Source organism: Cyanobium sp. BA20m-p-22, assembly GCF_024346275.1.
In the GTDB taxonomy this organism is placed as follows: domain Bacteria; phylum Cyanobacteriota; class Cyanobacteriia; order PCC-6307; family Cyanobiaceae; genus Cyanobium_A.
On record NZ_JAGQCQ010000063.1, the window covers coordinates 1 to 13,806 of the forward strand.

Here is a 13,806-nt window from a genome sequence, read left to right on the forward strand (position 1 = left end):
CCTAGGATACAAAATTTTTATACAGGGAGGTAGTTTTCTAAGGGATCAGCTCCCTAAGCATGGAAACTTATTATTGACGCAAGAAGGCGCACTGCCGGCTGAACGATTTATGAATCAGCTGGACGTTTTTTACTATCGTAGTGGCACTCATGTGGATACATTTGGTCGCGTTGTATTTGAGGCAATGGCTTCGGGTGTCCCTGTAGTTTGTTTCTACTATGGTGGCTACGCAGAGCACATCCGACATGGTGAAAATGGCTATTTATTTAAAACGAGCCACGAGGCTCAGGAAACTATTCAAATTCTTTATTCTGACGTTGCTTTGAGAAGGAGAATTGGCATGGCGGGCAGGATAACAGTAGAAAAAATGTTTTCAATCAAGGCGGTTAATAAAAGAATGGAATTTTATCAAAAACCATAATAGTCTCTTGAAAAGTGTGATATAATCCGGCTAAGGCAGAAAGTCGCCTATAATATAACTAGTAGGCTGCATGTTTGCCTTAGATCGGCTGGGCTTCTCGGGCGGGCAGCGGTGAGCTTCGAAACTTAAAAATAACAAGCCTGTTCTTTTGAATTCTCTCAGCTGAATCAATGTCAGGCGTCTAGCATGCGACTCGACAAGGACTATGCGCAGGAGCGCAAAAGCAATACAGGATGGTGGAGGGTCTATCCAATGATCTTCTTCGAACTGCTGGTGATGCAATGGCTTTTCAGTTTGAGCGTAGGTGTGGCTTTCCGCTTGTGGTTGATGAAACTGAGCTTCAGGTAAAGGACCGCAGTCCTTTTGAAGGGTTTTTTAACCTAGGCATGTAGAAAGGCCGAATCCCTCACACACCCGCGAGCACCCTGGACTCCTCTTCGCTGCTCACCACTCGGCCACTGTCGCCAAATCCTTCGATTTGATCGAAGTTGAGGTAGCGGTAGAGCTCGGCGCCGTTGGGATCGATCTTTTCGGCGGCGATCTTCAGGTATTCGACCCTCGAAGGAATCTGCCCCAGCTGGGCGCACACCGCCGCTAGTTCGGCGCTGCCCAGGTACACCTGGGCGCCGTTGCCCAGGCGGTTGTTGAAGTTGCGGGTGCTGGTGGAAAACACAGTGGTGTCGTTTTCCACCCGGGCCTGGTTGCCCATGCACAGGGAGCAGCCCGGCATCTCCATGCGGGAGCCGGCCGCTTCGAAGATGGCGTAGTAGCCCTCCTGTTTGAGCATCTCCTCGTCCATGCGGGTGGGTGGGCATACCCACAGGCGCGCGGCATTTTCGCCCTGGCCCTTGAGCACTGTGGCGGCGGCGCGGTAGTGGCCGATGTTGGTCATGCAGCTGCCGATGAACACCTCATCGATCGGCGCGCCGGCTACTTCGCTCAGGGTTTTGACGTTGTCGGGGTCGTTGGGGCAGGCCAGGATCGGCTCTGTGATCTGATCGAGATCGATTTCGATCACGGCGGCGTATTCGGCATCGGCATCGGCCTCCAGCAGCACCGGGTTGGCCAGCCAGGCCTCCATGGCCTGGATGCGGCGCGCCAGGGTGCGTCCGTCGCCGTAGCCGCGGGCGATCATGTTTTTGAGCAGGGCCACATTGCTGCGCAGGTATTCGCTCACCGTTCCAATGCTGAGCTTGATCGTGCTGCCGGCACAGGAGCGTTCGGCGGTTGCGTCGGTGAGTTCAAAAGCCTGCTCGAGTTTGAGATCGGGCAGCCCCTCGATCTCCATGATCCGGCCGTTGAACACGTTTTTCTTGCCCTCCTTGGCCACCGTCAGGAGCCCCTGCTGGATCGCCACGTAGGGAATTGCATTCACCACATCGCGCAGGGTCACGCCCGGCTGCAGGGAGCCGGTGAATTTCACCAACACCGATTCGGGCATGTCGAGCGGCATGGCGCCGATGGCGGCGGCGAAGGCCACCAGGCCCGATCCGGCCGGGAAGGAGATGCCCAAGGGGAAGCGGGTGTGGCTGTCGCCGCCGGTGCCGACGGTGTCTGGCAGGAGCATGCGGTTGAGCCAGCTGTGGATGATGCCGTCGCCAGGGCGCAGGGCCACACCGCCGCGCGACGCCATGAAATCCGGCAGCTCGGCGTGGGTTTTCAGATCCACCGGCTTGGGATAGGCGGCGGTGTGGCAGAAGCTCTGCATCACCAGATCGGCGGAGAAGCCCAGGCAGGCCAGCTCCTTCATTTCATCGCGGGTCATGGGCCCGGTGGTGTCCTGGGAGCCCACGGTGGTCATCAGGGGCTCGCAGCTGCTGCCGGGGCGCACGCCCGCCAGGCCGCAGGCCTTGCCCACCATCTTCTGGGCCAGGGTGAAGCCCTGCCCGGTGTCGGCCGGGGCCACCGGGCGGATGAACAGGTCGCTGGCGGCCAGCCCCAGCTGGGCGCGCACCTTGTCTGTCAGGGAGCGGCCGATCAGCAGCGGAATGCGGCCGCCGGCGCGCACCTCATCGCTGATCGTGCTGGGCTTGAGCTCGAAGCGGGCCACGATCTCGCCGGCGTTCGCTTCGCCGCCGGAGCGCTCGATCGTGCCGGCGTAGGGGCGAATCGTGATCACATCGCCGCTGCTCAGGGCGCTCACTTCGCACTCGATCGGCAGGGCGCCGGAGTCTTCGGCGGTGTTGAAGAAGATCGGCGCGATCTTGCCGCCCAGGATCACACCACCGCCGCGCTTGTTGGGCACGTGGGGGATGTCGCTGCCGGTGTGCCAGAGCACCGAGTTGATGGCGGATTTGCGCGAGCTGCCCGTGCCCACCACATCGCCCACGTAGGCCACCGGGTGGCCCTTGGTTTTGAGCTGGCTGATCAGCTCCAGGCCGCCGGGCATGCGGGTTTCCAGCATCGCCATGGCGTGCAGGGGGATGTCGGGCCTGGTGGTGGCGTGGGTGGCGGGCGAGAGGTCGTCGGTGTTGGTTTCGCCCTCCACCTTGAACACCGTCACGGTGATCTCGGCGGGCAGCTCGGCCTTGGCGGTGAACCACTCGGCGGCGGCCCAGCTATTGATCACCTGCTGGGCATAGGCGTTGCCTGCCGCCAGCTCGAGCACGTCGTTGTAGGCGTCGTAGACGAGCAGGGTGCGGCTCAGCCCCTCGGCGGCAGCGCTGGCGATGGCCGGATCGGAGTTGCTGAGCAGCTCGATCAGGGGGCTGACGTTGTAGCCGCCAATCATGGTGGCCAGCAGCTGCACCGCCTCAATCGGGCCCAGCAGGGGGCTGGTGGCGCTGCCTTGGGCCACGGCGCTGAGCCAGCCGGCCTTCACATAGGCGGCCTCATCGACGCCGGGTGGGATGCGCTCACTCAGCAGGCGCAGCAGGAAAGCTTCCTCGCCAGCGGGGGGGGCGGCCAGCAGCTCGGTGAGCGCCTGGACCTGGCTGGCGGTTAGCGGCAGGGCAGGTACGCCCAGGGCTTCGCGCTCGGCGGCGGCGGCGCGGTAGCTGCTGAGGAAGGTGGCTGGGGACATGCCCTTGTGCGTCATCTGCTTCCCATTCTTCTTGGCGGCCCCCGGGGTCTTGGTGACGAAGGCTGCAGAACATCCTGATCGCGGTGCACGCCCAGCTGGCAGGGGCCGCTGGCTGAGCGCTCTCTAGGCTGAACCAATCCTGCGCTGCACTTCATGCACGCCATCACCAGCGATCTCCACATCGTGGAAACCCGGCCGCTGGTGCCTCCGGCGGTGCTGCATCGGGACCTCCCCCTCAGCGATCGGGCCGCCAGCACGGTGCAGCAGGCCCGGCAGCGGATTCAAGCGATCCTGCATGGCCGCGATTCCCGCCTGCTGGTGATCGTGGGGCCCTGCTCGGTGCACGACGTGGCGGCGGCCCACGAGTACGCCGACTTCATCGCCGAAGCGCGCCAGCGCCACCGCGCCGAGCTGGAGGTGGTGATGCGGGTCTATTTCGAGAAGCCCCGCACCACCGTGGGCTGGAAAGGGCTGATCAACGATCCCCACCTCGACGGCAGCTATGACATCAACACCGGTTTGCGGCTGGCCCGCGGCCTGCTGCTGCACCTGGCCGAGATGGGGCTACCTGCCGCCACCGAGCTGCTGGATCCGGTTGTGCCCCAATACATCGCAGACCTGATCAGCTGGACCGCCATCGGCGCCCGCACCACCGAGAGCCAGACCCACCGGGAGATGGCCTCGGGGCTGTCGATGCCGATCGGCTTCAAGAACGGAACCGATGGCAGTGCCATCACGGCAATCAACGCGATGGAGGCCGCGGCCCGGCCCCACCATTTTCTCGGCATCAATGGCGACGGCCAGGCGGCGATTGTCTCGACCACCGGCAATCCCGATGGCCACCTGGTGTTGCGGGGGGGCAAGGGGGGAACCAACTACCACCTTGAGGCGGTGGATCAGGCTGCCGCCCAGCTGGCCAAGGCGGGGCTGCCCCATCGGGTGATGGTGGACTGCAGCCACGGCAATTCCAACAAGGATTACCGCCGTCAGAGTGAGGTGGCAAGCGAGGTGGCTCAGCAGTTGCGGGCTGGCTCCAGCCAGCTGATGGGCGTGATGCTGGAGAGCCACCTGGTGGCCGGCAGCCAAAAGATTCCCTCCGATCTGGCCCAGCTCCAGCGCGCCTCGCTCACCTACGGCCAGAGCATTACCGATGCCTGCATTGATCTGGCCACCACCGCTGCTGCCCTCGACACCCTGGCCCAGGCTGTGGCTCAGACCCAGTTGGTGCTCAGCTGAGCCGTTGCCAGAGCCAGCCGGCTGCCAGCGGCACGGTGAAGTTGTCTAGGCCTCCCACCGCCACCTGCTCCAACAGCACAGCTACCGCCGTGATGGCCATCAGGGGGGAAAGCTCCGGGTGGGGAAGGCCCGTATTGAGCGCCAGCTGGCGTACCAGCAGCAGCATGGCCAGGCTGCCCGCTGCCATGGCAGCGGTGCCAACTACGGATTTGCGTTGGCCCCAGAGCTGCCAGCTTGGGGAGGCCACCAGGGGCCCCAGCAGCCCGGCCAGGCCATCACCGACGGCCATCACCAGCACCCCGGCGGCCACTGCCGCCGGCTGCTGGGGCCAGAACAGCAGCAGCAGCAAGGTGATGGAGGCGCCGTAGGCCACGGTGCCGTAGCTGCGGCGGCCCACATCCTCGATGGCCGGCAACAGGCGGAAGCGGTGGTTGAGCGCCGCCAGCAGGGTGATCGCCCCGGCGGCTGGGATGGCGATCAGCCGGTTGGTGCCGCAGGCCCAGGCGATCGGCACCACAGCTCCGGTGCCGATGTGCACCAGCTTGCGACTCCACTCCCTCTGGCCGTTCCAGCGTTGCCGCACCTGGCGGGCGGCGATGGCCAGCAGGGTGAGCCAGCCAGCCACTGCGGCAACGCCGATGAGTTGTTGCGGCCAGCCGCCGGGCACTGGCTCAGGCGGCCTGCTGGTAGTTGCTCATCAGCCGCAGTTTCATGATCGCCTTGGCCTCCAGCTGGCGCACCCGCTCGCGGGAGACGTTGATCAGCCTGCCGATCTCAGCGAGGGTGAGGGGATCGGAACCCTCCAGGCCAAAGCGCAGCTTGAGAATTTTCTGTTCCCGCTCATTCAGCTGGGAGAGCCAGGCGCCCAGGTGCTCTTTCTGGATATGGCGGTCCATCGAGTCCATGTGCTCGTTGCTGGCCGGATCGGCGATCAGTTCCCCCAAAGTGCTGCGGTCTTCTTCGCCGCGGGCATGGGCATCGAGCGAGGCGCAGGGGGCGCTCTGGGTCATCAGCTCCTCCAGTTCATGGGGAGCCATGTCCATGGCGTGGGAGAGCTCTAGCCGGTTGGGTTGGCGACCCAGTCGATGGGAAAGCTCCCGACTGATGCGGCGCATCTTGGAGAGCTTTTCACTGATGTGAATTGGGAGGCGAATGGTGCGGGCGCTGTTGTCGATTGCCCTGGTCATTCCTTGGCGGATCCACCAGTAGGCATAGGTGGAGAATTTGTACCCCATTGCCGGGTCAAATTTGTCGACGGCCCTCTCCAGGCCAATCGCCCCTTCCTGAACCAGATCGAGCAGCTCCAGCCCCTGGTTTTGATACTTCTTGGCCACGCTGACGACTAGGCGCAGGTTGGCCGCCATCATGCGGTCGCGGGCCCGTTGGGCCATGCGCAGTTGGCGTTTGTGCCTGGGGGTGTGCTCCTCGGCGGGTAGCTCCTGCAGCTTTTTGCCCGCCTGCACGTGGTGGGCCAGCTCGATTTCTTCGGCTGCGGTGAGCAGGGGCACCCGGCCGATGGTGCTCAGATACCAGCCGATCGAATCGGCACTGACGCGACCGCCGGTGCGGGGCAGCACAACCTTGGCTTTGGCAGGTTTAGCTGCTGTTGTGGACGCCATCAAGGATGGCGGTTGGCTTGATAGCTCTGATGGCGATCGCTCCGCAACGTTGCTGTCAACAACGTCAGGAACGGATTGCAAAGGCGTCCCCACACCCAAGCCTCCGAATTGAATTTGACAGGAATGTAGCACTCCTTTGCACACTGCCTCTTGATTGGTAAGGCTTCCTGTATGGATTGCTGCCGTTCAATAAGGTTGCGCCGATTTTTCCAAGCCATTTTCCAGGCCTAAGTGGCTGCTATCAGGCCGCCTCGCCAGCGCTTCACCATTTCTTGCTGCACGAGATGTTGTTCGCCCCCATGCTGACGCTTGTGGAACTGGCCCTCACTGTTCATGTGCCAGGCACCGGTGTCTTGAAGGTATAGATCGAGAATCTGTTCGAGCTGGTGGCGCAGGCGCGGATCCTCAATCTGGGCAACGGCTTCCACGCGCCTGTCAAGGTTTCGAGACATCCAGTCGGCGCTGCCGATGAACAATTCAGCTTCGCCGCCATTGCCAAACCAAAAGATGCGCGAATGCTCGAGAAAACGCCCGATGACGCTGATCACAGTGATGCCATCGCTGATGCCTTCTAGAGCTGGCCTGAGGCTGCACATGCCCCGCACCACCAGTTCGATGGTCACCCCAGCCTGGGAGGCTTCGTAGAGCAGAGCGATGATTGCCGGGTCGACCAGGGAATTGATCTTGGCCCGAATATGGCCCCCCCGGCCGGCCTGGGCGTGGTCGATTTCACGCCGGATCAGGCCTTCCATGCGGCTGCGCAGGGTGACGGGTGCGACCAGTAGCCGCCGGAAGCTCTGCTGTTTGGAGAAGCCGGTCAGGTAGTTGAAAAGTTCCACCAGGTCGGCCCCGAATTCGGGCCGGGCGGTGAGCAGGCCGATGTCGGTGTAGAGGCTGGAAGTTTTGGAGTTGTAGTTACCGGTGCCGATATGCACGTAGCTATTGAGACGCTCCTTTTCCTTGCGCACCACCAGCAGGATCTTGGTGTGGGTTTTGAGGCCCAGCACGCCGTAGACCACGTGCACCCCTGATGCCTCCAGCTGCTTGGCCCACTGGATGTTGTTGTCTTCGTCAAACCGGGCCTTGAGCTCGACCAGGGCCATCACCTGCTTGCCGTTTTCGGCTGCCCGGATCAGGGCTGCCACGACAGCTGAATTTTTTGAGGTGCGGTACAGGGTCATCTTGATCGCCAGCACCAGGGGGTCATCGGCGGCCTGGTTTAGGAATTCCTCGACCGAGGTGGAGAACAGGTCGTAGGGGTGGTGCAGCAGGACGTCTCCGCGTCGGATCACCGAGAAGATGCTCTCGAATTCCTCCGCCTTGATCGAGCCGTCTTCCAACTGGCCCTTCTGGGTGCGGGCCAGGGCGGGGGAGGTGCGCCCCTTGTGGGGCTTGAACTTCAGCTGGGGTAGCGGGATGGCGACCAGGCTCATCAGGTCGTCGAGGCCCAGGGGGCCGTTCACCCGATAGACGTCCTCGGCTTCCACCGCGGTGCCTTCCATCAGCAGTTGCACCACCACCTCGGGCATTTCGTCTGCCACCTCCAGCCGCACCACCTCGCCGCCGCGGCGACGTTTGCGCAGCCCCTCCTCCAGGGCCTCCATCAGGTCATCGGCTTCCAGGTCACGCAGTTCCAGGTCTGCGTCGCGGGTGACGCGGAAGAAGTAGTGACCTTCCACATGCATGCCTGGGAACAGCAGCCTGAGGTTGAAGGCCACCACCTGCTCCAGCGGCACGGCGGTGTACACCGGCTCGGGCTGTTTTCCGCTCAGCTGGGCAGGAATCTGAACAAAGCGGGGCAGGTTTTTCTGGGGTACCTTCACCCGGGCGAACTCCTGCTGGCCCGTATCCGGATCCCGCACCAGGGCGGCCACGTTGAGGCTGAGGTTGCTGATGAAGGGGAAGGGGTGGGAGGGATCCACCGCCAGGGGGGTCAGCACCGGGAAGATGGCGTTCTGGAAGTAGGTCTCGATCCACTCGCGCTGGCCTTCGTTGAGGTTGGCGTAGTCGATCAGGTGAACGCCGTAGCTGGAGAGCTGGCTCTTGAGTGAATGGCGGTAGTGCTGCTGCTGGATCTCCAGCAGGGGCCGCAGCTTGGCCCGGATCGCCTGGAGCTGCTGCTGGGCGGTGAGGCCGTCGTCGCTGAGGGTGCTTACGCCCGCTTCGATCTGGGACTTCAGTGATGCCACCCGCACCATGAAGAATTCGTCGAGGTTGTTGCTGAAGATGGCGCTGAACTTGGCCTGCTCCAGCAGGGGCGTGTACTCGTCGAGGGCCTGGGCCAGCACCCGGTAGTTGAAATCGAGCCAGCTCAGCTCGCGGTTGATGTAGAGCTCAGGGGCCAGCAGCGCCTCAGTTTTTGCCATGGCCGTGCCGCCCCGGGCTCGATGGTTCGCAAGGTAGCAATCTCAGCCTTCTGAACCGTGTATCGAGGTTGTCATCCCCCCTGATCCCTGGCCCGGCAGGCCGCCAGCCACCAGCAGGGCCACCCCCACCAGCAGGGCGATGCCAAGCCAGAAGGGGCTCTGGCGACCGCTGGTTTCGTAGGCCAGGCCCGCCAGGGGCGGCCCCAGGAAGCTGCCCAGGCTCTGCAGTCCCTGGAGGCTGCCCAGGGCGGCGCCCTGGCCTTCGCTGTCGAGTCGGCGCGACACCAGGCTGCGCAGGCAGGGGGTGACCAGGCCGGTGCCGAGGGCCAGGATCGCCACGGCGCTGAACACCACCGGCTGGGCGTTGGCCTTTGTGGCCAGGGGGATCAGCAGGCAGCCGGCGATTACAAAGCCCAGGCCGGCCAGGGTGAGGCGCCATTCACCGCAGAGTTTCACCAGGGGGCCGATCAGGCCGCCCTGCACCACCGTGGCCACTACGCCCACCACCAGGAAGGCCGCCGCCGCCAGGCCGGGCCCCCAGTTGAAGGCCTGCTTGAAATAGAGCACCAGCACGGCGGTGAAGCCGTTGAAGGCCAGAAAAAACAGAAAAAAGGCCACGCACAGCCGCCGCACCTGGGGGTTGGTGAACACCCGCTGCAGGGCGGCAAAGGGGTTGAGATCCCGTTTGCGTGGCATCGCCCGCCGGGCCGCCGCCGGGTGGGTTTCCGGTAGCAGGGTGAGCACCAGCACCAGGTTGAGGGCGGCGATGGCCACCGCCAGCACCAGCGGCAGGGTGACGTTGATCTGGCCGAGCAGCCCCCCCAGGGCCGGGCCGAGGATGAAACCCAGGCCAAAGGCCACACCGATCAGGCCGAAGGCCTTGGCCCGTTTTTCCGGCGGCGAGATGTCGGCCAGCACGGCACTGGCGGTGGCGGCGGTGCCGCCGCTCACTCCATCGATCAGCCGGGCGGCAAACAACAGGGCCAGGGGCAGCCCGGCGGCGTCAGCGGCGGGCCAGAGGCTCCGCCAGGGCAGGCTGACGGTGAGGGCAAATAGGGCCAGGCCCAGCACCGAGCCCGCCACGCAGATGCTGATCACCGGTTTGCGGCCGAAGCGGTCGCTGAGGGCGCCGATCAGGGGCGTGAAGGCAAATTGGGCCACCGCATAGCTGCCGGCCAGCAGACCCAGCACCCGGCCGTCGCCGGTGAAGCTCGCCAGCAGGAAGGGCAACAGCGGAAACACGATCGACTCCCCCAGCCGGTCGTTGAGCAGGGTGAGGAAGGCGCAGAAGAAGGTGGAGGGGCGGGAGATGGCCGGGCGGCTGGGATTCCTCACGTTATGGGGGGAGGCGAGGACGGTTGGCGCCGGGCATTCCATGCTTGGGCCTGGCGCCCGGTTTGAGGAGGAGGAGATGACAGCACCCCAGTTGAGTCACCTCAACGCCGCCGGCGAGGTGCACATGGTGGAGGTGGGCGATCGGCCCGCCACCGCCCGCCAGGCCACCGCTGAGGGGTTCATCAGCATGGAGGCGGCCACCCTGGCCCTGGTGCTGGAGGGCCGCGCCCCCAAGGGGGATGTGCTGGCGGTGGCGCGGGTGGCGGCAATCCAGGCCACCAAGCGCACCTGGGAACTGATTCCCCTCTGCCACCCGATCGCCCTCAGCGGCGTGAGCGTGCAGCTCGAGCCCGCCGCCGATGGCAGTGGCCTGCACCTGACGGCCACCGCCCGCACCACCGGTCCCACCGGGGTGGAGATGGAGGCGCTCACGGCCGTGCAGGTGGGCCTGCTCACCCTCTACGACATGCTCAAGAGCGCCGATCCAGCCATGACCATCGGTCCGGTGCGGCTGCTGGCCAAGAGTGGCGGCCGCGGTGGGGAGTGGCAACGGCATGGGTGAACCCTTCGGCCCGGAGGGCCTGCCGCTGGAGCTGGCCCGCGAGCGGATTCTGGAGCAGCTTCAACCCCTGGGGCTGGTGGAACAGCTGCCCTTGGCGGCCTGTCTGGGCCGTATCACCGCTGAGCCGGTGCTGGCTGGCGAGGCTGTGCCGGGCTTTCGGGCCTCGATCATGGATGGCTACGCCATTGCCGGCTCCGAGCAGCCGCTAGTGGGAGCCCGCTGGCGTCTGCGGGGCACCTCGGCCGCCGGTGCCCCCTTTGGCGCAGCTGTGGCAGCGGGTGAGGCGGTGCGGATCCTCACCGGCGCCGTGGTGCCCGAGGGCAGTGGCCGGGTGGTGCCACAGGAGCTGGTGGGGGTGGAGGGGGATCAGCTGGAGTTGCTGAAGCCCTGTGGAGCCTCCGTTTGGATCCGCGGGCCCGAAGAGGAGGCGGCTGCGGGTCAGGAGCTGGTGGCGGCGGGCCAGCGGCTGGGGGTGGCGGAGCTGGGACGCCTGGCCAGTTGCGGGGTGTGCCAGCTGACGGTGACCCAGCGGCCGCGGCTGGGTCTGTTGATCAGTGGTGATGAGTTGTTGCCGCCAGGGAGGCAGCGGGCTCCGGGCCAGATCTGGGAGAGCAATTCGGCCTTGCTCACGGCTCTGCTCAACCGACTCGGTTATGCGGTGGCCGATCAACGGGTGGTTGGGGACCAACCGGAGCCGTTGCGGGCTGCCTTGCTTCAGCTGGCGGCCGGTTGCGATGTGGTGGTGAGCACCGGTGGGGTTTCCGCCGGCGACAGCGACTGGATTCGGCCGCTGGTGGCGGAGCTGGGGGCCGTGAACTTCTGGAAGCTGTTCCTCAAGCCGGGGCGACCATTCGCCTGGGGCCAGGTTGCCGGGGTGCCCTTTTTCGGGTTGCCGGGCAATCCGGTGGCGGCGGCGGTCACGGCTTTGCAATTGCTTTGGCCGGCCCTGCAGCGGCTTGAGGGGGCGGAGCCCCAGTTGCTGCCGCGGCTGAAGGTGCGGCTGCAGGAGCCGCTGCGGCGGGGGGCGGGGCGGCCGGAGCTGGCCCGGGGCCAGCTCGTGGTGGCACCCGATGGCGGGCTGCTGGCCCGGGTGGCAGGGTCCCAGGCCTCCTCGCGGATCGGCTCGCTGCAGGGGGCGGATCTGCTGCTGGAGATCCCGGCGGAGCTGGGGGCCCTGGAGGCGGGCACGGAGCTGTGGGCGCAGTTGCTGCGGCTGCCGCTGCTCTGAAGCGTGCGGTTGTTCGTATTGTTTAAGAACCTGGCACACGTGCGATGCAGATCCTCTCGGCCAACGAGCTGAAGACCGCTGGGGTGAGTGCGATCACACGGGCGTTGGAGCACGAACGCGAGGCAGGCGTGACGGTTCGCGGCCGCCTCAGGTATGTGGTGCTGGAAGCTGAGGAGTTCCAGCGGCTGCGGGATCTGGAGCTGGAGCTGGCCCTGCAGGAGACACGCGCTGATGTGGCCGCCGGGCGATGCGTTCAGGAGTCTGTGGACGATCACCTGGCGCGATTGGATGCCCTGGCGGCTGAGCGGCCTTGAGTTGGACCCTTCTGTTCACGGAGCGCTACAACAGGCGCGCGGCCCGTTTTCTGCAGCGTCACCCTGAGTTGCGTGACACCTACCGCAAGACGCTGCTGCTGCTGGCAGCGAATCCGCGTCATCCGTCATTGCGCTTGCATGCCCTCAAGGGGCGGTTGCAGGGCTTGCATTCCGTGCCGATCAACATCAGCTACAGGATCACCCTGGAGCTGATAATCGATGTACAGGGCCTGATCCCTATTGATATTGGCAGTCACGACGCGGTGTACAGGAGCTGAGGGGCATGGCTTTACAGGGCCGTATTGCCCGTGATCCAGGCGCTGCTGCCATCGGCGTGCCACTCCCTTTTCCAGAAGGGGGCGTCGTGCTTGAGGGCCTCCAACAGCGCCTGGCAGCAGCGCAGGGCCGGGCCGCGGCGGTCGGCCGCTACCGCCACCAGCACGATGGCGTCTCCCGGCAACACCAGACCGATGCGGTGTCTCACCAGCACCGCAGTCGCCCCGTGCCGGTCCGCGGCGGCGGCCGCCAGGGAGGCGATGCAGGCCTCGCTCATGCCGGGGTAGTGCTCCAGCTCCAGAGCTGTGAGGGGCGAGTTGTTGGCGCCGCTGGGGCGCACGCGGCCCACGAAATGACTCTCGGCCGCAGGCAGCATTCCCAGCTCTGCAGCCAGTAATTGATGCCACTCGGCCAGGGCATGCAGCGGCTCAAACGGCTTCGTTTCCAGCTGGATTGCCAACATCGCGTCAGCCACCACTGATCGGTGGCAGGAAGGCCAGCTCATCGCCAGCGGCCAGGCTGGCGTCCCAGGTGGCGAACTGCTGGTTGATTGCCACGCGCACGCCGGCCGGGGGATGGGCGGGCTGCAGACCCAGTTGCCGCCAAAGCTGGTGAGGTGTGGCGTCAGCTGCTGGGGCTAGCTCGACCAGTTGCTCGCTCCAGCCCATCGCTTCTCGCAAGCCGGCGAAAAGGCGCACCTGCACTTGCGATGGCGGATCAGCGGAGACGGCCATGGCTTGCAGGGGCAGGGTTCGGGCGGAGCGATCACTATCGAGCGCCTGGCTCCGCCACTCAGAATGCCCCAAACGCCTGAGCCCTGCCCGTGAGCCTCGCCATCGCCCTGCTCACGGTGTCGGACACGCGCACCCTGGAAGACGACCGCAGCGGTGACGCCCTGCAGCAGCGGCTTGAGGCTGCCGGCCACCGGCTGGTGCAGCGCCTGCTGGTGCCAGACGACCGCTATCAGATCCGCTCTGAAGTGAGCCGCTGGATTGCCGATGCAGGCGTGCAGGTGGTGATCAGCAGTGGCGGCACCGGGCTCACCGGCCGCGACGGCACGCCGGAGGCGGTGGCGCCCCTGCTCGACAAGACGATCGAGGGCTTCGGAGAGTTGTTTCGTGTGCTGTCGTTTGAAACGATCGGCACCAGCAGCCTGCAGAGCCGAGCCCTGGCGGGAGTTGCCAACGGCACCGTGATCTTCGTGCTGCCGGGTTCCCTTGATGCGGTGCAAACGGCCTGGGATCGCCTGATCTCCGCCCAGCTCAATGGCGCCACCCGACCCTGCAACCTGGTTCAGCTGCTGCCGCGGTTGCGAGAGTCGCAGGATGGTCAAGCTGGCCCATAAGCCTCAGCAACCCTGAGATCCCGCTCCGTGCAGGGGGAGTACATCCAGGGGGGATAGGTCAGGAGTGGGTTAGGAAGGGAGC

At 65.0% G+C, this 13,806-nt stretch carries 15 protein-coding genes; 8 read left to right on the forward strand and 7 right to left on the reverse strand.

From position 1 onward, the window contains the following. Both KBZ15_RS07420 and KBZ15_RS07425 read left to right on the forward strand, forming a co-directional pair. Window positions 1-421, forward strand: a 421-nt coding sequence (locus KBZ15_RS07420; protein ID WP_255014576.1) for a glycosyltransferase, incomplete at its 5' end; no start/stop codon positions are given. Between the two features lie 186 nt (window positions 422-607). Continuing rightward, on the forward strand, window positions 608-769 hold the full coding sequence (locus tag KBZ15_RS07425; protein ID WP_255014577.1) for a hypothetical protein: 162 nt from the start codon (window positions 608-610) through the stop codon (window positions 767-769). Between the two features lie 58 nt (window positions 770-827). Here KBZ15_RS07425 and acnB read toward each other — a convergent pair whose 3' ends face one another. Continuing rightward, entirely contained in the window at window positions 828-3,443 is a 2,616-nt protein-coding gene (gene acnB / locus KBZ15_RS07430) for a bifunctional aconitate hydratase 2/2-methylisocitrate dehydratase (RefSeq protein ID WP_255014578.1), read from the reverse strand. A gap of 153 nt (window positions 3,444-3,596) precedes the next feature. Here acnB and KBZ15_RS07435 point away from each other — a divergent pair, with 153 nt between their 5' ends. Continuing rightward, window positions 3,597-4,679, forward strand: coding sequence for a 3-deoxy-7-phosphoheptulonate synthase (locus tag KBZ15_RS07435; protein WP_255014579.1), 1,083 nt, complete (start codon window positions 3,597-3,599; stop codon window positions 4,677-4,679). Here KBZ15_RS07435 and KBZ15_RS07440 read toward each other — a convergent pair. The 4 genes from KBZ15_RS07440 to KBZ15_RS07455 all read right to left on the reverse strand — a co-directional run bounded on the left by KBZ15_RS07440 (window position 4,672) and on the right by KBZ15_RS07455 (window position 10,041). Next, window positions 4,672-5,346: a diacylglycerol/polyprenol kinase family protein gene (locus KBZ15_RS07440; RefSeq protein ID WP_255014580.1), complete on the reverse strand. Its 675-nt coding sequence runs from the start codon at window positions 5,344-5,346 to the stop codon at window positions 4,672-4,674. The genes KBZ15_RS07435 and KBZ15_RS07440 overlap by 8 nt on opposite strands. Before the next feature lie 4 nt (window positions 5,347-5,350). Then, the gene (locus tag KBZ15_RS07445; RefSeq protein WP_255014581.1) at window positions 5,351-6,298 is read right to left on the reverse strand and encodes a sigma-70 family RNA polymerase sigma factor; all 948 of its coding nucleotides are present in this window, start codon (window positions 6,296-6,298) and stop codon (window positions 5,351-5,353) included. Between the two features lie 227 nt (window positions 6,299-6,525). Further along, window positions 6,526-8,664: a polyphosphate kinase 1 gene (gene ppk1 / locus KBZ15_RS07450; protein WP_255014582.1), complete on the reverse strand. Its 2,139-nt coding sequence runs from the start codon at window positions 8,662-8,664 to the stop codon at window positions 6,526-6,528. Window positions 8,665-8,706: 42 nt separating this feature from the next. Then, on the reverse strand, window positions 8,707-10,041 hold the full coding sequence (locus KBZ15_RS07455; RefSeq protein ID WP_396123416.1) for an MFS transporter: 1,335 nt from the start codon (window positions 10,039-10,041) through the stop codon (window positions 8,707-8,709). Window positions 10,042-10,075: 34 nt separating this feature from the next. On the opposite strand from KBZ15_RS07455, the gene moaC reads away from it, so the two are divergent. From moaC to KBZ15_RS07475, 4 genes are read left to right on the forward strand one after another with little or no spacing between them, the layout of a single operon-like run. Continuing rightward, a complete protein-coding gene (moaC, locus tag KBZ15_RS07460) occupies window positions 10,076-10,561 on the forward strand; it encodes a cyclic pyranopterin monophosphate synthase MoaC (protein ID WP_255014584.1) in 486 nt (161 codons plus the stop codon). Next, complete coding sequence (locus KBZ15_RS07465) at window positions 10,554-11,789, forward strand: molybdopterin molybdotransferase MoeA (protein ID WP_255014585.1); 1,236 nt, start codon at window positions 10,554-10,556, stop codon at window positions 11,787-11,789. The genes moaC and KBZ15_RS07465 overlap by 8 nt, the downstream gene beginning before the upstream one ends. 44 nt (window positions 11,790-11,833) lie before the next feature. After that, window positions 11,834-12,103, forward strand: a complete 270-nt coding sequence (locus KBZ15_RS07470) for a hypothetical protein (protein WP_255014586.1) — start codon at window positions 11,834-11,836, stop codon at window positions 12,101-12,103. After that, window positions 12,100-12,381: a hypothetical protein gene (locus tag KBZ15_RS07475; protein ID WP_255014587.1), complete on the forward strand. Its 282-nt coding sequence runs from the start codon at window positions 12,100-12,102 to the stop codon at window positions 12,379-12,381. The genes KBZ15_RS07470 and KBZ15_RS07475 overlap by 4 nt, the downstream gene beginning before the upstream one ends. 11 nt (window positions 12,382-12,392) lie before the next feature. Here the strand turns inward: KBZ15_RS07475 and KBZ15_RS07480 are convergent, their stop codons facing one another. Together KBZ15_RS07480 and KBZ15_RS07485 are read right to left on the reverse strand one after the other, a co-directional pair. Continuing rightward, on the reverse strand, window positions 12,393-12,854 hold the full coding sequence (locus tag KBZ15_RS07480) for a molybdenum cofactor biosynthesis protein MoaE (RefSeq protein WP_315859862.1): 462 nt from the start codon (window positions 12,852-12,854) through the stop codon (window positions 12,393-12,395). Beyond that, a complete protein-coding gene (locus tag KBZ15_RS07485; protein WP_255014588.1) occupies window positions 12,847-13,113 on the reverse strand; it encodes a MoaD/ThiS family protein in 267 nt (88 codons plus the stop codon). Before KBZ15_RS07485 ends, KBZ15_RS07480 begins: the two co-directional genes overlap by 8 nt. A gap of 89 nt (window positions 13,114-13,202) precedes the next feature. Between KBZ15_RS07485 and moaB the strand changes: the two genes are divergently transcribed. After that, window positions 13,203-13,724, forward strand: a complete 522-nt coding sequence (moaB, locus tag KBZ15_RS07490) for a molybdenum cofactor biosynthesis protein B (RefSeq protein ID WP_255014589.1) — start codon at window positions 13,203-13,205, stop codon at window positions 13,722-13,724. The last annotated feature ends 82 nt before the right edge of the window (window positions 13,725-13,806 follow it).